The 18,812-nt window shown below is 63.7% G+C and carries 18 protein-coding genes; 12 read left to right on the top strand and 6 right to left on the bottom strand.

Annotation, left to right across the window (positions count from 1 at the left end):
* Window positions 1–71: 71 nt before the first annotated feature.
* Window positions 72–2,435 (bottom strand): penicillin acylase family protein, encoded by a 2,364-nt coding sequence (locus IAE36_RS22330; protein ID WP_201214813.1) that lies wholly within the window; start codon window positions 2,433–2,435, stop codon window positions 72–74.
* Window positions 2,436–2,523: 88 nt separating this feature from the next.
* On the opposite strand from IAE36_RS22330, the gene IAE36_RS22325 reads away from it, so the two are divergent.
* Entirely contained in the window at window positions 2,524–3,090 is a 567-nt protein-coding gene (locus IAE36_RS22325; protein ID WP_201214812.1) for a sugar O-acetyltransferase, read from the top strand.
* Here the strand turns inward: IAE36_RS22325 and IAE36_RS22320 are convergent.
* On the bottom strand, window positions 3,069–3,638 hold the full coding sequence (locus IAE36_RS22320; RefSeq protein ID WP_201214811.1) for a DUF6436 domain-containing protein: 570 nt from the start codon (window positions 3,636–3,638) through the stop codon (window positions 3,069–3,071). The two genes, IAE36_RS22325 and IAE36_RS22320, sit on opposite strands and share 22 nt — an antisense overlap.
* A 102-nt stretch (window positions 3,639–3,740) precedes the next feature.
* Here IAE36_RS22320 and IAE36_RS22315 point away from each other — a divergent pair, with 102 nt between their 5' ends.
* Window positions 3,741–4,667: an alpha/beta hydrolase gene (locus IAE36_RS22315; RefSeq protein ID WP_201214810.1), complete on the top strand. Its 927-nt coding sequence runs from the start codon at window positions 3,741–3,743 to the stop codon at window positions 4,665–4,667.
* Here IAE36_RS22315 and IAE36_RS22310 read toward each other — a convergent pair whose 3' ends face one another.
* A complete protein-coding gene (locus IAE36_RS22310; protein WP_201214808.1) occupies window positions 4,668–5,420 on the bottom strand; it encodes a DUF2059 domain-containing protein in 753 nt (250 codons plus the stop codon).
* A gap of 120 nt (window positions 5,421–5,540) precedes the next feature.
* On the opposite strand from IAE36_RS22310, the gene IAE36_RS22305 reads away from it, so the two are divergent.
* Complete coding sequence (locus tag IAE36_RS22305; RefSeq protein ID WP_201214805.1) at window positions 5,541–6,164, top strand: 2OG-Fe(II) oxygenase; 624 nt, start codon at window positions 5,541–5,543, stop codon at window positions 6,162–6,164.
* On the top strand, window positions 6,151–6,672 hold the full coding sequence (locus IAE36_RS22300) for a DUF523 domain-containing protein (protein ID WP_201214803.1): 522 nt from the start codon (window positions 6,151–6,153) through the stop codon (window positions 6,670–6,672). Before IAE36_RS22305 ends, IAE36_RS22300 begins: the two co-directional genes overlap by 14 nt.
* 16 nt (window positions 6,673–6,688) lie before the next feature.
* Here IAE36_RS22300 and IAE36_RS22295 read toward each other — a convergent pair whose 3' ends face one another.
* Both IAE36_RS22295 and serA read right to left on the bottom strand, forming a co-directional pair.
* Window positions 6,689–7,162, bottom strand: a complete 474-nt coding sequence (locus IAE36_RS22295; RefSeq protein WP_028632096.1) for a transporter substrate-binding domain-containing protein — start codon at window positions 7,160–7,162, stop codon at window positions 6,689–6,691.
* Window positions 7,163–7,441: 279 nt separating this feature from the next.
* Window positions 7,442–8,671 carry a phosphoglycerate dehydrogenase gene (gene serA / locus IAE36_RS22290; protein WP_028632095.1) on the bottom strand — a complete coding sequence of 410 codons (1,230 nt, stop codon included), beginning with the start codon at window positions 8,669–8,671 and terminating at the stop codon, window positions 7,442–7,444.
* A 166-nt stretch (window positions 8,672–8,837) separates the two neighbouring features.
* Between serA and IAE36_RS22285 the strand changes: the two genes are divergently transcribed.
* From IAE36_RS22285 to IAE36_RS22270, 4 genes are all read left to right on the top strand, one after another.
* Window positions 8,838–10,235, top strand: coding sequence for an FAD-binding oxidoreductase (locus tag IAE36_RS22285; RefSeq protein ID WP_201214817.1), 1,398 nt, complete (start codon window positions 8,838–8,840; stop codon window positions 10,233–10,235).
* Window positions 10,236–10,260: 25 nt separating this feature from the next.
* Window positions 10,261–10,926, top strand: a complete 666-nt coding sequence (locus tag IAE36_RS22280) for a fumarylacetoacetate hydrolase family protein (RefSeq protein ID WP_060480841.1) — start codon at window positions 10,261–10,263, stop codon at window positions 10,924–10,926.
* 108 nt (window positions 10,927–11,034) lie between these two features.
* Window positions 11,035–11,955, top strand: a complete 921-nt coding sequence (locus IAE36_RS22275) for an SdiA-regulated domain-containing protein (protein ID WP_201214801.1) — start codon at window positions 11,035–11,037, stop codon at window positions 11,953–11,955.
* 94 nt (window positions 11,956–12,049) lie between these two features.
* Window positions 12,050–12,952: an SdiA-regulated domain-containing protein gene (locus tag IAE36_RS22270; RefSeq protein ID WP_028632091.1), complete on the top strand. Its 903-nt coding sequence runs from the start codon at window positions 12,050–12,052 to the stop codon at window positions 12,950–12,952.
* 33 nt (window positions 12,953–12,985) lie between these two features.
* Here IAE36_RS22270 and rpiA read toward each other — a convergent pair whose 3' ends face one another.
* Window positions 12,986–13,660, bottom strand: a complete 675-nt coding sequence (rpiA, locus tag IAE36_RS22265) for a ribose-5-phosphate isomerase RpiA (RefSeq protein ID WP_028632090.1) — start codon at window positions 13,658–13,660, stop codon at window positions 12,986–12,988.
* Window positions 13,661–13,794: 134 nt separating this feature from the next.
* Between rpiA and ilvA the strand changes: the two genes are divergently transcribed.
* The 4 genes from ilvA (at window position 13,795) to ptsP (ending at window position 18,709) form a co-directional block, all read left to right on the top strand.
* The gene (gene ilvA, locus IAE36_RS22260; protein WP_201214798.1) at window positions 13,795–15,309 is read left to right on the top strand and encodes a threonine ammonia-lyase, biosynthetic; all 1,515 of its coding nucleotides are present in this window, start codon (window positions 13,795–13,797) and stop codon (window positions 15,307–15,309) included.
* Between the two features lie 44 nt (window positions 15,310–15,353).
* Window positions 15,354–15,779 carry a DUF2269 family protein gene (locus tag IAE36_RS22255; protein WP_201214796.1) on the top strand — a complete coding sequence of 142 codons (426 nt, stop codon included), beginning with the start codon at window positions 15,354–15,356 and terminating at the stop codon, window positions 15,777–15,779.
* A 148-nt stretch (window positions 15,780–15,927) separates the two neighbouring features.
* On the top strand, window positions 15,928–16,407 hold the full coding sequence (locus tag IAE36_RS22250; RefSeq protein WP_028632087.1) for an RNA pyrophosphohydrolase: 480 nt from the start codon (window positions 15,928–15,930) through the stop codon (window positions 16,405–16,407).
* 22 nt (window positions 16,408–16,429) lie between these two features.
* The gene (gene ptsP, locus IAE36_RS22245) at window positions 16,430–18,709 is read left to right on the top strand and encodes a phosphoenolpyruvate--protein phosphotransferase (protein ID WP_028632086.1); all 2,280 of its coding nucleotides are present in this window, start codon (window positions 16,430–16,432) and stop codon (window positions 18,707–18,709) included.
* Window positions 18,710–18,812: the final 103 nt, after the last annotated feature.

The following is an 18,812-nucleotide window of genomic DNA, read 5'->3' as shown; positions in this document are numbered from 1 at the left end:
GCCCCAGGGCCCCCGGCCGGGGGGGGGGGGGGTTGGGGGGGGGGGGGGGGGGGCCCCCCCCCCCCCGCTGATCAACCGCCAGGCACGAGCCTCAAGGTACTGTGCGCCGGAATGGCCCCCATCTGTGTTTTCTGGTAATGCCCCTGTACATACCCCTCGGCCTGGTCCGCGTAGTGCTTGTCGAAAGGCACGCCGCTTTGCCCGACCGGGTTACTGGTCAGTGCCTGGCCGGCATCGGCGAAGTCGATCAGGCGCCGGGTGGACGGGCCGTAGGTGACCGGCCACGGCGCGGGGCCGATCTTGGCCGATAGATTGTTGGGCACTTCGTGGGTGCCAGGGGCTGGGAACGGGCCCACGTTGAACAGCAGGTTCAGGGGCTTTTGCACACCCAGCGGGTGGTTGTGGGTGAGGGTATGCGCCTTGCCCCACTGCCAACTGGCAGGGTCGTCGCCCAGGGCCTTGCGCAGGTGTTGCACCGTCTGTTGCCAGGCCACCCGCACAACCCCGGTGCGGTCGGTGGGCTGGCTGGCGCCGCGGGTGTTCCACCAGGGGGAATCGGCGTCGGCGGCCAGGCGTGGCAAGGCAGCGTCGATGGCTCGGGTGCTGATGAGTACCGGGAACCAGGCGTCACCCAGTTCGTCATGCATGGCGGCAAATGCCAGCTCATACAAGAACTGGTTGAACACCGTGGCGTTGATGGAGCCCAGCGGGTAGTCGCCCTCCCAGGCCGCCAACTGTTCCACCAGCTCCTTTTCTTCATCACCCTCGGCTACTGCGCGCAGTGTCGCCAGCAGTGGCGCCAGGGTGCGCGGGCCGTAGTCACTGGAGGTGTCCAGCTGCAGGGCCTGGCTGTTGGCGGTATCCCATTGGGTTTGCGTGTCTGCCAGCAGGCGATCGAGCTGGCGGCCCCGGTCGGGCAGGTTGTAGTAGCCGGGTATCGGCATGGCGGCCGGCGGCTGGTAGTTGGCCGAAACGATGTACCCACTGGCAGGGTTTTCCTGTTGCGGGTTGGCGCTGAAGGGGTAGAAACCCAGTTTGTCCGCCTGGGTACTGCTGCCATCGAGGATGAATGCCGGGTTCACGCCGTCAGGGCGGATCGGCAAGCGCGCCGCTGCCCACCAGCCGATGTCACCACGCGCGTTGGCCCACACGAAGTTCAAACCGGGTGCATGCACCTGTGCGGCGGCCCGGCGCATCTTGCCCAGGGTGTCGGCACGGTTGAGCTGGTAGAAACCGTCGAGAATGGGGTTTTCGGTTTCCAGAAACGCCCACCACATGGCAATGGGCGTGTTGCCCGCCGACTCCCCAAGCACATCGTTGACGATCGGGCCGTGGGGGGACCGGCGCAGTTGCAGGGTGACCGGCTGCCCGCCCTTGACGGCGATGGTCTGTTCGCTGTGCTCCAGTGGCTGCCACTGGCCCTTGACCAGTACCTGCTGGGCATCGGCTGGGTTGGGCCTTTCTGCGATCAGGTCGATGTCATCGTTCTGGAACATGGTCAGGCTCCAGCCGAAATCACGGTTATGGCCCAGCAAGGCGAACGGGTTCAGGGCCTGGAAGTACCCGTACAGGTTGAAACCCGGTGCCGACAGCTCCGCTTCGTACCACACTGCCGGCGCCGCAAAGCCGATATGCGGGTCGCCGGCCAGCAGCGGCTTGCCGCTGCGGGTGCGGCTGCCGGCCAGTGCCCAGGCATTGCTGCCTTCGAACTGCGGCACCGCCAATGCCGTCAGCGCGTTGTGGCTGACCGTGGCCAGGGTTTCCAGGCTGCGCCAGTCGGCAGCCGCCAGCGGCGTGCCCAGTGCGCCGCCTGGTTGCCAGGCGAGGTCGAAGATGCCCAGGTATTCAGGCCCCAGTTGGTCGCGGATGAAGGTGAGTGCAGGCTCGGTGCGGAATGCGGCGGCAAAGCTGTAGGCCAGGTACCCGGCGATGCTCAGGGTGTCCTCGGCGGTGAAGGGGCGCGGGCTGATGCCGAGCAAGTCGAACTCCACGGGCTTTGGGTGGCTGGCCTGCCAGCTGTTCACCCCGGCGAGGTAGGCCTGCAGTGCGCGCCAGGCAGGGGCCTGGTGGTCTTGACGTTGGGCCATCAGGGTGGCCTGTTCCCGGATGCGCAGGCTGCGGAACAGGGTATCTGTAGGGACCAGTTTTTCACCCAGCACTTCAGCCAGCTCGCCCCGTGCCAGGCGGCGCAGGATCTCCATCTGGAACAGCCTGTCCTGGGCGTGCACGTACCCCAGTGCCCGGTACAGGTCAGGCTCGTTCTGCGCCTGGAGGTGCGGCACACCCCGGGTGTCGTAACGCACGCTGACGGGGGCCTGCAGGCCGGCAACCGCTACCTCGCCGTCGCGGCGCGGCAGTTTGCCCTGTACGTATACGTAGCCAGCCCCGACGGCCAGGGCGATAACGACAACCAACAGGGCCAGGCCGCGCTTCATGCAGTCTCCTTTGAGTGATTGGGCAGATTGTGTGGTCCGATCATCGACACATTCGCGAAAAGAGCATAGCCCCCAGGCAGGAGTTTCCATGTCACTCAGCGAAAAACAGAAAATGCTGACAGGCCAGCTGTACCACGCCACCTGTCCAGAGCTGCAGGCCGAGCAAACCGCCAACCGGCAGTGGATGCTACGGTACAACAGCGGTGCAGACATGCCCTCGCAAGCCCGCCATGGGCTGTTGGCCGAGCACCTCGGCCACATCGGCGACAACACGGTGATTCGCCCGCCGTTTCACTGCGACTACGGCTACAACATCAGTGTGGGCCGTAACACGTTCATGAACTTCAACTGTGTGATTCTCGATGTACTGCCCGTGCGCATCGGCGACGATTGCCAGATTGGTCCCAACGTGCAGATCTACGCGGCCGACCACCCCCTGGACCCCGAGGTGCGTCGCACCGGCCTGGAGAGCGGGCGCCCGGTGACCATCGGCAACAATGTATGGATCGGCGGCGGGGCGATCATCCTGCCTGGCGTGACCATTGGCGATGATGCGGTGGTGGGCGCTGGCAGCGTGGTCACCCGTGACGTACCGGCGGGCGCTGTGGTGGTGGGCAACCCGGCGCGTATCCGTCAACCGGCCCACGGGCAGTAGCAGCCAACGGCCCAGGTATTGGATGCCTGGACCTGGCGGCCGTCGAGCAGTGCCTTGAGGATCGGCTCGATGAAGCTGTTGCTGGCATTGCACACCGCCCCCTCGCTGTAGGGGCCAAAGTAGGCCAGATGGCCTTGGCGGTCCCAGATGGCGACTGCCGGCGAGGCCGGCAGCCGTTCGCTGCCCGGCAGGCTGGCCAGGGGCTGCAAGGCGGTCAGGTCTGCAGGCATGCGGCCTTGGCTGCCAGGCTTTTGCAGCACATAAAACCTCACGCCCTTGCCTGCGAACTGGCTAACCAGGTCGGCCAGGTGCTGTTGGTTGCCAACGTTGCAGGGGCAGGCCGGGTCGCGAAAATGCACCACGCGGATGGGCCCAGGGCCCGCAAGCACTGCAGGCAACTGCAGCTGGCTGCCATCGAACACCGTGGCCTGGTTGTCGAACGGGCGCAGGTAGCGGGCCTGGAAACTGCTGTAGGCCTGCCAGAGGATGACTGCGCCCACGATCAGGCCAAGCGCCAGGCACGACGTTTTGAGGGTTCGGGTATTCATGAACCGGATGCGGGCTCGTGTGGGGTGAACGGCAAGCTTGCCACGGCGCGGCCATGAGCTGAATATCCCAAGTCAATACTTGTTGCACTGTGGATGTACCCGATGCCCGCTGCCTTTCACCCCGACCTGTTGCGCACCAGCCTGGCCCCGCTCGGCGCGCGCCAGCCGCTGTCGGCGCATGCCCAGCATTATCAACGCTTCTATGGTCTGGATGTGCCCGTGCACAGCTGGCTGGGCAGCTTCCCCGTTGCTGGGTTCGAGGTGGTGGGGCAGGTGTGGTCGCCCCTGCAGCCGAAGGCAACGCTGTTTCTGCTGCACGGTTATTACGACCACATGGGCTTGTACCGGCATGTGATTGCCTGGGCGCTGAAACATGGTTTTGCGGTGATTAGCTGCGACCTGCCGGGCCATGGCTTGTCCAGCGGCGAGCGTGCCAGCATCGATGACTTTGCGGTATATCAGCAGGTGCTCGACGCCCTGTTCGAACAGGCTCGCGCACTGCGGCTGCCCCACCCGTGGCACCTGTGCGGCCAAAGCACCGGTGGTGCAATCGCCGTCGACCACCTGTTGCACCAGGCTGAGCACAGCCCTGTGGATGGCGAGGTCATCCTGTTGGCACCCTTGGTGCGCCCGTGTGCCTGGGGCTGGTCGAAGTTCAGCTACCAGGTGCTGCGTCACTTTGTGAACGGTATCGAACGGCGCTTCAGCGACAACACCAATGACCCGGCATTCCTGGCGTTTCTTCGGGCCGACCCGCTGCAGCCCCGTCGCCTGCCCACGGCCTGGGTGGGCGCGCTGATCGCCTGGATCAAACGCATAGAAGCCGCGCCCTGCAGTGCCCGGCACCCAGTGATCGTGCAAGGGGAGAACGACGGCACTGTGGACTGGCCGTACAACCTCGCCGTGCTCAAGGCCAAGTTCGACACGCCACGGGTGCTGATGCTGCCCGGGGCCCGCCATCACCTGGCGAACGAGCTACCGGCTATCCGCCAGCGCTATTTCGATTTCCTCGACCTGCAGATAGGCTGATCAATTCAGCTGGTTGGCGTCCTGGCCAACAGCCAGCCCCGCGCGCACGGCGGTGAGGGCAGCCTGGTAATACGCCTTGCCATCGGCAGATTCGGCGAAGGTGGCGAATTCTTCCAGCTCGGCATCCGACAAATCACGGTAGACGTACAGCAGGGTGTTGTTCAGGTCTTCGCCAATCTGGTTCATCAGGCGCTGGCGCTGGCCGTCGAGCAGGCCCTGGGCCTGACCACCGCCGAACAGGCCGGGGATCATGGAGCTGAGGCTGTCGGCTGCCACGCCTGCGATGGCCAGGCTGACCTCGGCACCGGCTTCCCGGGCCGGCAGGGCTTGCGCGAGGTGGCCGATGATCAGCAGGCGAGTATCGCTGGCCTGAATCTTTGGCAGGCCCTGGGCATTGCGTGCCAGTTCATCCTTGCGCGTGGCCTTGAGCTCGGCGGCCACCACCTTGCGGCCCAGGGGCGACTGGAAAAACGCCAGGGCCGGCGCCGGGTTGGGCAAGGCGGTGCGCAGTTGAGCCTGGGCACGCCGGTCCATGGCCTGGGCCTGGAAGCGCTGGTTGCTGTTGCTGACCAGCGCCTGGTAAACGGCCGGCGGCAAGCTGTTGCGGTAGCGCTGCTGGGCGGCGGTGACGGCATCGGTGAAGTGGGCGCGCTGGTCGGGCCAGCCAGCGACCATGTACAGCTGACCCAGGGTATCTGCCCAGACAGGTACGGTGCAGATCATCAGCAGAATCAGGGAAAACAGACGGCGCATTCAAGACTCCTGTCGGCAGGTGGCTATTGTCTGTGTGGCAGCGGCTGTTTGTCGAGATATGTGCGTGGTTCTCGGCCAAGTGGCGCTGTGCGCCGATCTGGCGAATGGATATGATGCGCCATGCAAAATTCCCCTGAAAACCCGATGCTAGCGGCCGTCGTCGACGATCTGGCCACCCGTGGCTGGTCCCAACAGGCGCTGTTTTTACCCGGCGACCTGGTGCAGGCGCTTGCGAGCGAATGCCGGCGGCGTAATGCCGAAGGTGAGCTGAACCCTGCAGGCGTAGGGCGCGGCGCCTCCCAGGAGGTGCGTGAAGCCATCCGCGGCGACCAGATCCAGTGGGTCGACCCGGGCCAGGCCGATGCCTGCGACCAGTACCTGGCTGCGATGGACCAATTGCGCCTGGCGATCAACCAAGGCTTGTTCCTCGGCCTGGAAGACTTCGAGTGCCATTTTGCGCTGTACCCGCCGGGTGCGTTCTACCGCCGCCATCTGGACCGCTTTCGCGACGATGACCGGCGTACGGTGTCGGCAGTGCTGTACCTCAACGAAGGTTGGCAGCCCGAGGATGGCGGCCAGTTGCGCATGTTCCTGGCCCAGGGCGTTGAGCATGATGTCGAGCCTGTGGCCGGCTGCCTGGTGGTGTTTCTGTCGGGCGATGTGCCCCATGAAGTGCTGCCGGCAGGCCGCGAGCGGTTGTCGTTGACCGGCTGGTTCAGGCGACGCGGCAATGACCCGTTCTGAATTGCCCAAGGTGCTGGTAAGCGCCTGCCTGCTCGGCCAGCCTGTGCGTTATGACGGGCGTGCCAGCGGCCACCCTGACCTGCTGCAGCGTTGGCAGGCGGAGGGGCGAGTGGTGCCGTTGTGCCCGGAAGTGGCTGGCGGTTTGCCCACGCCGCGGCCCGCTGCCGAAATCCCCGGCGGGCAGGGCACGCAGGTGCTCGATGGCCAGGCGCAGGTGGTGACGCTGCTGGGGGAGGATGTAACCGCTGCGTTTCTCGCAGGTGCACACCAGGCATTGGCGCTGGTGCAACGGCATGGCATTCAGGTGGCGGTGCTGAAGGCCGGTAGCCCATCGTGCGGCAACCTGCTGACGTACGATGGGTCCTTCAGTGGGGTGAAGGTAGCCGGGCAGGGGGTGACTGCTGCCCTGTTGTGGCGGGCCGGTGTGCAGGTGTTCAGCGAGCTGGAGCTGCAGGAGGCGGAGCGTGCACTGGAGTGTGAGCTATCGCGCGGTGCGCCCCGCCGCTGACCGGTGCGGCTGCCGCTCAGGGGCTTGGGCTAAACCATTTTTGCTCGAGCTCGGCGGTGCGGCCGCTGTCCTTGAGGCGCTGCAGGGCGTTGTTGAGCGCGCTTTCGAACGCGGGGTTGTCTTGCTGGAAGGGGATCACCAGCTTCTGCTCGCCGCCGAATGACTGGCTGGCGTCAAGCGGGCTATCAGCCTTGGGGGCCTCGCTGGCAGGCGTGAGCGCTACGTCGTACTTGCCGCTTTCCACACCTGGGATCACGTCCGGTGCCGGGGCTTCGATGAACTCGGCGCGCAGGTCCAGCTCTGTAGCCAGTGCCTGGCCGAACTCGATGTCGAAACCGGTCAGGTGGTCGTCCTGCTTGAAGGCATACGGCGAGTTGTCGGCTTGCACGGCAATACGCAGTTCACCGCGGTCGGCGATTTCGTCCAGCAGCTCTGCCTGAGCCAGTGGGCTGATCAGTACTGCCAGCAGTACTCCTATGGTCGAACGCATGCTTGCCCCTTTCTTTCAGCTAAATGAGTACCTGTCGTCATGGCTTTCTTCCTCGCCGTGATCGAGCGCAGCCTATGACATTGAAGTCTCGGCGATGTTTGACCGCAGACCAAAATTTTCTGCACAGGCAGGTATGTCGCAGACGGGTTACCGGCGACTCTCAGCCGTGGCAAATCCGGCCCCTGAAGTCGCGAAGATCAAGCGCTAAAGCAAAAGCCCAGGTTGCTTGACTGACGGGTGTCAGCAACCTGGGCTTTGCGTGCCGCGGGGGCAGCGTACTTAGAACAGCACGCGGGAGCGGATGGTGCCCTTGACCTGTTGCAGTTTTTCTTGCGCCAGGTCGGAGTATTCAGCGTCGACGTCGATCACCACATAACCCACTTTCTCGTTGGTTTGCAGGAACTGACCGGAGATGTTGATGCCGTTCTCGGCAAACACTTTGTTGATCTCGCTGAGCACACCCGGGATGTTCTCGTGGATGTGCAGCAGACGGTGTTTGCCAGGGTGCGCCGGCAGGGCCACTTCAGGGAAGTTGACCGAGGACACGGACGTACCGTTGTCGCTGTACTTGACCAGCTTCTCGGCGACTTCCAGGCCGATGTTGGCCTGGGCTTCTGCGGTGGAGCCGCCGATGTGCGGGGTGAGGATCACGTTGTCCAGGCCGCGCAGCGGGCTTTCGAACTCTTCATCGTTGGAGCGCGGCTCTACCGGGAACACGTCGATGGCGGCGCCGATCAGGTGCTTGTCCTTGATGGCGGCGGCCAGGTGGTCCAGCTCTACGACGGTGCCGCGGGCGGCGTTGATCAGGATCGAGCCCTTCTTCATCGCGCGGATTTCCTTCTCGCCGATCATCCACTGGGTGGAGGGCAGCTCAGGTACGTGCAGCGACACGATGTCGGCCAGGCCCAGCAGTTCGTGCAGGCTGGTGACCTGTACCGCGTTACCCAGCGGCAGCTTGGTCAGCGGGTCGAAGAAATAGACCTGCATGCCAACGCTTTCGGCCAGTACCGACAACTGAGTGCCGATGGAGCCATAGCCGACGATGCCCAGCTTCTTGCCACGGATCTCGAAGGAGTTGGCCGCGCTCTTGATCCAGCCGCCACGGTGGCAGGATGCGTTTTTTTCCGGGATGCCGCGCAGCAGCAGGATGGCCTCGGCCAGCACCAGCTCGGCCACCGAGCGGGTGTTGGAGTACGGGGCGTTGAATACCGCGATACCGCGCTGGCGGGCAGCTTCCAGGTCGACCTGGTTGGTACCGATGCAGAAGCAGCCAACGGCGACCAGTTTCTTGGCGCAGTCGAAGATTTCTTCAGTCAGTTGGGTGCGTGAGCGGATACCGATGAAATGGGCATCGGCGATCTTTTCCTTCAGTTCGGCTTCGGGCAGCGAACCAGTGAGGTATTCGATGTTGGTGTAGCCGGCAGCCTTGAGGGTATCGACCGCATTCTGGTGTACACCTTCAAGAAGAAGGAACCGGATCTTGCTCTTTTCAAGAGAAGTCTTGCTCATCTGCGTAAACCTGTATCCCGAAGAAAAATGGCGAGAGGCAGCCCCGCTGGGGCGGCCCTAGCATGAACAGAAGGAGCGCTATGCTAGCATACGCGACACACTCTGAGCTTATCCCGACAGGTGAAGTGTGCTCAGGGTGACCATGAATAAGTCGAGAGTTCAGGCGATGATCCAGCGCGCTTCACTAGATGAGCTGATGACCCTTGTCGACCCTGGCAAGGTGCTGACCGACGCGGCCTCACTGGAGGCCTACGGCAAGGATTGGACCAAGCATTATCCGCCTGCGCCCAGCGCCATCGTGCTGCCCAGAACGGTCGAGCAGGTGCAGGCCATCGTGCGCTGGGCCAATGCCCACAAGGTGGCGCTGGTGCCCTCTGGCGGGCGCACCGGGTTGTCTGCGGGTGCGGTTGCCGCCAAGGGTGAAGTGGTGGTGGCGTTCGACTACATGAACCAGATTCTGGGTTTCGATGCCTTCGACCGCACCGTGGTCTGCCAGCCTGGGGTGATTACCCGGCAACTGCAGGCCTATGCCGAAGAGCAGGGCCTGTATTACCCGGTCGACTTCGCCTCAAGTGGCTCCAGCCAGGTCGGTGGCAATATCGGCACCAATGCCGGCGGCATCAAGGTGATTCGCTACGGCATGACCCGCAACTGGGTGGCCGGGCTGAAGGTGGTCACCGGTACCGGCGAGCTGCTGGAACTGAACAAAGGCCTGGTCAAGAACGCCACCGGCTACGACCTGCGCCACCTGTTCATCGGTGCCGAGGGTACCTTGGGGTTCGTGGTGGAGGCCACCATGCGCCTGGACCGCGCGCCGCGCAACCTCACCGCCATGGTGCTGGGCACGCCGGACTTCGACTCGATCATGCCGGTGCTGCACGCGTTTCAGGGCAAGCTGGACCTGACGGCGTTCGAGTTCTTCTCCGATAAGGGCCTGGCCAGGATCCTCGCGCGTGGCGATGTGCCTGCGCCGTTCGACACGCCTTGCCCGTTCTATGCATTGCTGGAGTTCGAGGCCAGCACCGAGCAGGTGGCCGATGAAGCCCTGGCCACGTTCGAGCATTGCGTGGCGCAGGGCTGGGTGCTGGACGGGGTCATGAGCCAGAGCGAAACACAGCTGAAGAACCTGTGGAAGCTGCGCGAGTACCTGTCCGAAACCATTTCGCACTGGACCCCTTACAAGAACGATATTTCGGTAACCGTATCGAAGGTGCCGGCCTTTCTGCGCGATATCGATGCCGTCGTCCAGGCCTATTACCCCGACTATGAGGTGGTGTGGTATGGCCATATCGGGGATGGCAACCTGCACCTGAACATCCTCAAGCCCGAGCACATGAGCAAGGACGCGTTTTTTGCCTCTTGCGCCCGGGTCAACAAATGGGTGTTCGAGATCGTCGAGCGCTACGGCGGTTCCATTTCCGCCGAGCACGGCGTCGGCATGACCAAGCGTGACTACCTGGGCTACAGCAGGTCGCCGGAAGAGATCGCCTGCATGAAGGCAATAAAGGCTGTGTTCGACCCTAACGGCATCATGAATCCGGGTAAGATCTTCGCACCTGAATAAAAAGCAGTATCCAGAGGAGTCGGCCATGAGTTACCAGCACCAGTACGTAGACGGCACGCGCATCCATTTCCCGCTGGGCAAGGTGGTGTGCATCGGTCGCAACTACGCCGAGCATGCCAAGGAACTGGACAACCCCATTCCGACCGAGCCGTTGCTGTTCATCAAGCCCGGCAGTTGCGTGGTGCCGGCCGAGGGCGGTTTCAAGATCCCGGCCGATCGGGGCTCGGTGCACTACGAAGTGGAAATTGCCGTGCTGCTGGGCAAGTCGCTGTCCACCCGGCCAACCCCGGAGGAAGTGCTGGACGCCATTTCCGGTTACGCCCCGGCACTGGACCTTACCCTGCGTGACCTGCAGGCCAAGCTCAAGGAAAAAGGCCTGCCCTGGGAGCTCGCCAAGTGCTTCGACGGCGCCTGCGTGTTGCCGCCCTTCGTGTCTGCCTCCAGCTTCGAGGACACCACGGCCATCCCCGTACGCCTGACGGTGAACGGTGAAGTGCGCCAGGATGGCAGCAGCGCCATGATGCTCAACCCCATCGTGCCCATGATCCAGCACATGGCCGCACAGTTCTCGTTGCAGGCCGGGGATGTGATCCTGACCGGCACGCCGGCTGGGGTAGGGCCATTCATTGCGGGTGACGAGGTGGTACTGGAGCTGCCAGGCGTCAGCCGTTTCGAAAGCCGCGTGCTCTGACCTGGCCGAAGCCCCACCGCGGCGGTGGTGGGGTTTTGTTTACCGATTTTTTCACACCCTATCTGGATAATGCGCTGATCCCCGCCCATCACACAGGATCCTGCTCGCATGCCCTCTTCAGCCACGGCCCCGGCGGCCACGATGCGACGCTTCTACCTGCGCTGGCCTTTCGCCCTGGCCGTGGTGGCGGCAATCGCTTATGGCGTGGCATTTCTCATGCACTGGGATGACCGCGGCATGCTGTGGGTCAAGGAGCACTTCGAGACCACTGCCGAACGCGGTGAAAGCGTCTGGTTACCGGACTACAAAGTGGAAATCGACGCGAAACCCCTTCCGGGCATGGCGGATGACGAAGCGTCAGACCTCGCCTTCAACCCCAGTACGCGCACGCTGTTTTCCGTCATGGGCAAGAAGCCGATTTTGACCGAGTTGAACCTCGACGGTGATGTACTGCGCAACATCCCGCTCAAGGGCTGGGCCAACCCTGAAGGTGTCACGGTGATGGAGGGCGGCTACATGGCCATCACCGATGAGCGTCTGCATGACCTGACTGTCGTCAAAGTGGATGCGAGCACCACGGAATTGAACCACGCCGATTTCCAGAGCCATGACCTGGGCCTTTCTGAAAATGGCAACAAGGGTTTCGAGGCCGTGGTCTGGGACCCTCGGCGCAAACGCCTGGTGATCGGCGAAGAGCGCCCGCCGCGGCTTTATGAGTGGAGCAGCAACGGGCAAAGCCTGCTGAGTGGCAACAAGACGGCGTTGCCCGCCGACCCGCTGGACCTGCGCAACCTCTCGGCACTGGGCATCGACCCGCGCACCGGGCACTTGCTGGCGCTCTCCGCCGACTCGCACATGCTGCTGGAGCTGAATGACAAGGGCGAAAAGATCAGTTTTATGACTGTACTTGGAGGGTTCAACGGCCTGCAAAAAACCATCCCCCGTGCCGAAGGGGTGGCCATGGATGAGCAGGGGACCCTGTACATCATCAGCGAACCCGCGCTGTTCTACCGGTTTAAGAAAGGCTGAACGCGTGCTCGGCGATGGATAATTGAATGATGGCATTAAGCTTTATTTCAGTTGTCTGTGCTTAAATTCGCCATCCTTCGTCGAGCCTGCCCGCATGCCCCGCTACCTGCGTTTGTCGTTGATCCCCGTGGCCCTGTGCCTGCTCGTGCTCGGTTGGGCAGGGCAGGAGCTGCGTCTTTTCGAGCGCGCCTGGTTCAACCTCAAGGCCTGGTGGCACCCTGCCGAACAGGGTATCGGCCTGGACCGTTACCGGGTAGCGGTGGAAGCCCGGCCGGTGGAGGGGTTGGACGACGACCTTTCGGCGCTGACCTATGACCCGGACCGCAAAACCCTGTTTACCGTCACCAATGCCCGTTCCGAACTGATCGAGCTGTCGCTCGAGGGGCGTATTCTGCGCCGCGTGCCGCTGACCGGCTTTGGTGACCCTGAGGCGGTCGAGTACGTGGGGCCCAACAGCTACGTCATCACCGATGAACGCCAGCAACGGCTGATCCGCGTGCGGCTGCAGGATGACACCCCGTTTCTGGACGCGGCCGATGCCGAGCAGCTTACCTTGGGCATTGGCCTGAATGGCAACAAGGGCTTCGAAGGGCTGGCCTACGACTCTGCCGGCAAGCGCCTGTTCGTGGCCAAGGAGCGGGACCCGATGCTGATCTACGAAGTGCACGGGTTCCCCCACGACAACCCGCAGCAGCCTTACGCCGTGAACGTGGTGCAGGACAGCAAGCGCGATGCGCGGCTGTTTGTACGCGACCTGTCCAGCTTGCAGTTCGATGAGCGCAGCGGGCACCTGCTGGCGCTGTCGGACGAGTCGCGCCTGTTGCTGGAACTGGATGTACAAGGCAAGCCGCTGAGCACCCTGTCTTTACGCAAGGGTGCCCATGGGCTGAAGGCGACGGTGCCGCAGGCGGAGGGCGTGGCGATGGACGACGCCGGCACCCTTTATATGGTCAGCGAGCCGAACCTGTTCTACGTGTTCAAGCTGCCGGCCCCATGAACCGGCGGGGCCGCGCCCCAGCCCCAGCCAGGCTTATTCGGCTTTCAGGCTCTTCACGCCATCGGCGGTGCCCAGCAGCAGCAGGTCTGCCGGGCGAGCGGCGAACAGGCCATTGGTCACCACGCCGACGATGGCATTGATCTGTGCTTCCAGCTCGACCGGGTTGGTGATCTGCAGGTTGTGCACATCGAGGATCACGTTGCCGTTGTCGGTGACCACACCTTCACGGTACACCGGGTCGCCGCCCAGCTTCACCAACTGGCGCGCCACGTGGCTGCGGGCCATGGGGATGACCTCGACCGGCAGCGGGAAAGCGCCCAGCACAGGCACCAGCTTGCTGCCGTCGGCGATACAGATGAAGGTTTTGGCGACCGCCGCGACGATTTTCTCGCGGGTCAGGGCTGCGCCACCGCCTTTGATCAGGTTCAGGTGCTCGTCGCTTTCGTCGGCGCCGTCCACGTAGAACTCCAGCTCGCTGACGCTGTTCAGCTCGAATACCGGAATGCCATGGCCCTTCAGGCGCTGTGCGGTAGCCTCGGAGCTGGCGACGGCGCCATCGAAGGCGGCCTTGTGCTGGGCCAGGGCGTCGATGAAGAAGTTGGCGGTGGAGCCGGTCCCGACGCCGACAACGCTCTTTTCATCCAGCTTGGGCAGAATGAAGTCGACAGCGGCCTGGGCGACGGCCTGTTTGAGTTGGTCCTGGGTCATGCGGGCTCCGAAATGGGGCAGGGCGTTTTCAAAGGGGCCTAGTATAACGGCTTGCAGGGCTTTGCTGTGGTCGCCCGACGTAGCGCTGGGGTAGACTTCCAGGCCTTGTCCCGCGGCCCAGTGATGCTTTCCAGATGCTCGAACAGTACGTCAAGAAGATCCTCACCTCGCGCGTCTATGACGTTGCCGTCGAAACCCCGTTGCAGCCTGCCGGGCAGCTCAGCGCACGCCTGGGTAACCAGATCCTGCTCAAGCGCGAAGACCTGCAGCCGGTGTTCTCGTTCAAGATCCGCGGGGCCTACAACAAGCTGGCGCAACTGACCCCGCAGGAGCTGGCCCGGGGCGTTGTCACGGCATCGGCTGGCAACCACGCTCAGGGCCTGGCCCTGGCGGCGCGGGAAATGGGCATCAAGGCAACCATCGTGATGCCCAAGACCACCCCCGAGATCAAGATCGAGGGCGTGCGCTCGCGGGGTGGCAAGGTGGTGCTGCACGGCGACTCGTTCCCCGAGGCACTGGCCTACTCGCTGAAACTGGTCGACGAGAAGGGCTTCGTCTACATCCACCCTTACGATGACCCGCACACCATTGCCGGGCAGGGCACCGTGGCCATGGAAATCCTGCGCCAGCACCCTGGCCGGCTGGATGCCATCTTCGTGCCCGTGGGCGGCGGGGGCCTGATTGCCGGCATCGCCGCCTACGTGAAGTACCTGCGCCCCGACATCAAGGTGATCGGCGTGGAACCGGACGACTCCAACTGCCTGCAGGCGGCGATGGCTGCCGGTGAGCGGGTGGTGCTGCCGCAGGTGGGCTTGTTCGCCGATGGCGTGGCGGTGGCGCAGATTGGCCAGCACACCTTCGATATCTGCCGTCACCATGTGGACGAAGTGGTCACCGTCAGCACCGATGAAATTTGCGCGGCCATCAAGGATATCTACGACGATACCCGCTCCATCACCGAGCCTGCCGGGGCACTGGGTGTGGCCGGTATCAAGCGCTACGTGGAAATGCATGGCGTGACGGGCCACACCCTGGTGGCCATCGACTCAGGCGCCAACGTCAATTTCGACCGCCTGCGCCATGTGGCCGAACGTGCCGAGCTGGGTGAAAAGCGCGAGGCCATCATCGCCGTGACCATCCCGGAACGGCCAGGCAGCTTCAAGGCGTTCTGCGAGGCGATCGGCAAGCGGCAGATCACCGAGTTCAACTACCGCAAGCATACCTCCGACGAAGCCCACATCTTCGTCGGCGTGCAAACCCACCCGGAAAACGACCCGCGTGCTGCCCTGGTGCAGCAACTGGAGGACCAAGGCTTCCCGGTGACCGATCTGACCGACAACGAACTGGCCAAGTTGCACATCCGCCACATGGTCGGCGGCCATTCGGCGGGCGCCAGCGACGAAATGGTACTGCGCTTCGAGTTCCCGGAGCGGCCAGGCGCGCTGTTCAACTTCCTCGACAAGCTGGGGGGGCGCTGGAACATCTCCATGTTCCACTACCGCAACCACGGGGCGGCAGACGGGCGCGTAGTGGCGGGGCTGCAGGTGCCGGAAGAGGAACGTCACCTGGTGCCTGCGGCGCTGGCCAAGATCGGCTACCCCTACTGGGACGAAACCGAAAACCCGGCCTACAAGCTGTTCCTGGGCTGAACGGCTAAGCTTGGGCGTGCACCGCAGGCCAAAGGACACACGAGATGGAACACCTGACCACCCTCAAGACGCTCCATGTGATCGCCACCGTGCTCCTGCTGCTGGGGGCCGCAGGGCTTGCCTTGTGGACCCTGCGTGCTTACCGAAAGGGCGACCCAGAGCCCTGGGCCAGGTTGTTGCAGCGCCCGCTGATCTTCATCTGGCTGGTCATGGCCGTGTGCCTGGTCAGCATGCCGTTTACCGGCTGGTGGCTGGTGCACCTGGTTGGCTGGCCGCTGGGGCAGACTTGGCTGCTGGCCTCGAGCCTGCTGTATACCTTGGGCGCTTTTGCCGCAGCCTGGCTGTTGCTGCGTCTGAACCGCCTGCGCAAGGCGCAGGCCGTGGGTTTGCGCTACACCTTGGCGCTGTCGCTGTTCAGCGGGCTGTGCTTCCTGTCCATCGCCGGGCTGATGGGCGCCAAGCCGGTCTGAACGGTACCTGTGAGGCAACTGGGCAGGTTGGCAAGCACCCAGGCGGACGCTCCCGCAGCCCTTGCTGCATATAAGCCGGGCAGGCGCGTTGCTGCGCTCGCAGGCTTTGTGGAACAATGCGGTGACATGCGTTTGCGAGGTTGCTGCCGTGATCGACCCGGATGGTTTTCGCCCCAATGTAGGGATCATTCTTACGAATGATTCCGGGCAGGTGTTATGGGCTCGCCGGATCAACCAGGATGCCTGGCAATTTCCCCAGGGTGGTATCAACCCTGACGAGACGCCGGAAGATGCCCTGTACCGCGAGCTGAACGAAGAAGTTGGCCTTGAACGCGACGATGTAGAAATTCTTGCCTGCACCCGTGGCTGGTTGCGTTATCGTTTACCCCAGCGGCTGGTGCGTACCCACAGCCAGCCCCTGTGCATCGGCCAGAAACAGAAGTGGTTCCTGCTGCGGCTGATCAGCAATGAACAGCGGGTGCGCATGGACCTGACCGGCAAGCCGGAGTTCGACGGCTGGCGCTGGGTGAGTTACTGGTACCCGCTGGGGCAGGTTGTGACATTCAAGCGCGAGGTTTACCGCCGCGCCCTGAAAGAGCTAGCACCGCGTCTTCTGACGCGCGACTGACGACGGAGTTCGACCCCGAGCCATGCTCAATACGCTGCGCAAGATCGTCCAGGAAGTGAACTCCGCCAAAGATCTCAAGTCGGCGTTGGGGATCATTGTCTTGCGTGTCAAGGAAGCCATGGGCAGCCAGGTCTGCTCGGTTTACCTGCTCGACCCGGAAACCAACCGCTTCGTGCTGATGGCGACCGAAGGCCTCAACAAGCGCTCAATCGGCAAGGTCAGCATGGCGCCCAACGAGGGCCTGGTGGGCCTGGTGGGCACCCGGGAAGAGCCGCTCAACCTGGAAAACGCCGCTGCCCACCCGCGCTATCGCTACTTTGCCGAAACCGGCGAAGAGAAATTCGCATCGTTCCTGGGCGCCCCCATCATCCACCACCGCCGTGTGGTGGGGGTACTGGTCATCCAGCAGAAAGAGCGGCGCCAGTTCGACGAAGGTGAGGAAGCCTTCCTGGTCACCATGAGTGCCCAGCTGGCGGGGGTAATCGCCCACGCCGAAGCCACTGGCTCCATCCGCGGCCTCGGCCGACAGGGCAAGGGCATCCAGGAAGCGCGCTTCGTCGGCGTGCCGGGCTCGCCGGGTGCTGCCGTGGGGCGTGCCGTGGTCATGTTGCCGCCCGCCGACCTGGAAGTGGTGCCGGACAAAACTGTCGAAGACATCGACGCTGAACTGGCCCTGTTCCACAACGCCCTCGAGGGCGTGCGTGCCGACATGCGCAAGCTGTCCGCCAAGCTGGCCACCCAGCTGCGCCCCGAAGAGCGGGCGCTGTTCGATGTGTACCTGATGATGCTCGAGGACGCGGCCCTCGGTGGCGAGGTGCGCGATGTGATCCGCACCGGCCAGTGGGCCCAGGGCGCCCTGCGCCAGGTGGTGGGCGAGCACGTCAACCGCTTCGAGCTGATGGACGATGACTACCTGCGCGAGCGTGCCTCTGACGTCAAGGACCTGGGGCGGCGGCTGCTGGCCTACCTGCAACAGGCGCGTTCGCAGTCGCTGGTGTATGCCGACAACACCATCCTGGTGAGTGAAGAGCTGACCCCGGCCATGCTGGGTGAAGTGCCCGAAGGCAAGCTGGTGGGCCTGGTTTCGGTATTGGGCTCGGGCAACTCCCACGTGGCGATTTTGGCCCGGGCCATGGGTATCCCCACGGTGATGGGCCTGGTCGACCTGCCGTACTCCAAGGTCGACGGTATCGAACTGATCGTCGACGGTTACAAGGGCGAGGTGTACACCAACCCCAGCGAGGTGCTGCGCAAGCAGTACAGCGATGTGGTGGAGGAGGAGCGCCAGCTGGCCAAGGGCCTGGACGCGCTGCGTGAGTTGCCGTGCGTGACCCCGGACGGCCACCGCATGCCGTTGTGGGTGAACACTGGCCTACTGGCGGACGTGGCGCGCGCGCAGCAGCGCGGCGCCGAAGGGGTAGGCCTGTACCGCACCGAAGTGCCGTTCATGATCAACCAGCGCTTCCCCAGCGAGAAAGAGCAGCTGGCGATCTACCGCGAGCAATTGGCGGCGTTTCACCCGCTGCCGGTCACCATGCGTACGCTGGACATCGGCGGCGACAAGGCGCTTTCGTACTTTCCGATCAAGGAAGACAACCCCTTCCTGGGCTGGCGTGGCATCCGCGTCACCCTCGACCACCCGGAAATCTTCCTGGTTCAGACCCGGGCCATGCTCAAGGCCAGCGAGGGCCTGAACAACCTGCGTATCCTGCTGCCGATGATCTCGGGTATCCACGAGCTGGAAGAGGCCTTGCACCTGATCCACCGCGCCTGGGGCGAAGTGCGTGACGAAGGCACTGACGTGCCGATGCCACCGGTGGGGGTGATGGTTGAAATCCCGGCCGCGGTGTACCAGACCAAAGAGCTTGCGCGGCAGGTGGACTTCCTGTCGGTGGGTTCCAACGACCTTACCCAGTACCTGCTGGCGGTGGACCGCAACAACCCGCGTGTGGCGGATTTGTACGACTACCTGCACCCGGCGGTGCTGCAGGCGCTCAGTACCGTGGTGCGTGACGCACACGGTGAAGGCAAGCCCGTGAGCATCTGCGGCGAAATGGCCGGTGACCCGGCTGCGGCGATCCTGTTGATGGCCATGGGTTTCGACAGCCTGTCGATGAACGCAACCAACCTGCCGAAGGTGAAGTGGATGCTGCGTCAGGTCGACATGGTCAAGGCCAGGGAGCTGCTGGCCGAGGCAATGAGCCACGACAACCCGCAGGTTATCCACAGCTCGTTGCAACTGGCCCTGAAAAACCTGGGTCTGGCGCGGATGATCGGGCCTGGGGCTGACAAGACCTTGTGATGGGCCCCCGCGCCATGCGCCAAGGCGTTCGCGCACAAATGCCCCAGGCATCATTGGCCCGAAACAAACGTAGGAGCGAGCGCAGCTCGCGATGCGCCGCGCG

This window comes from Pseudomonas sp. S36 (assembly GCF_016647875.1).
GTDB lineage: Bacteria > Pseudomonadota > Gammaproteobacteria > Pseudomonadales > Pseudomonadaceae > Aquipseudomonas > Aquipseudomonas parafulva.
Note: the sequence above shows the minus strand (reverse complement) of the source record. Positions and strands in the feature narration are given on the sequence as shown.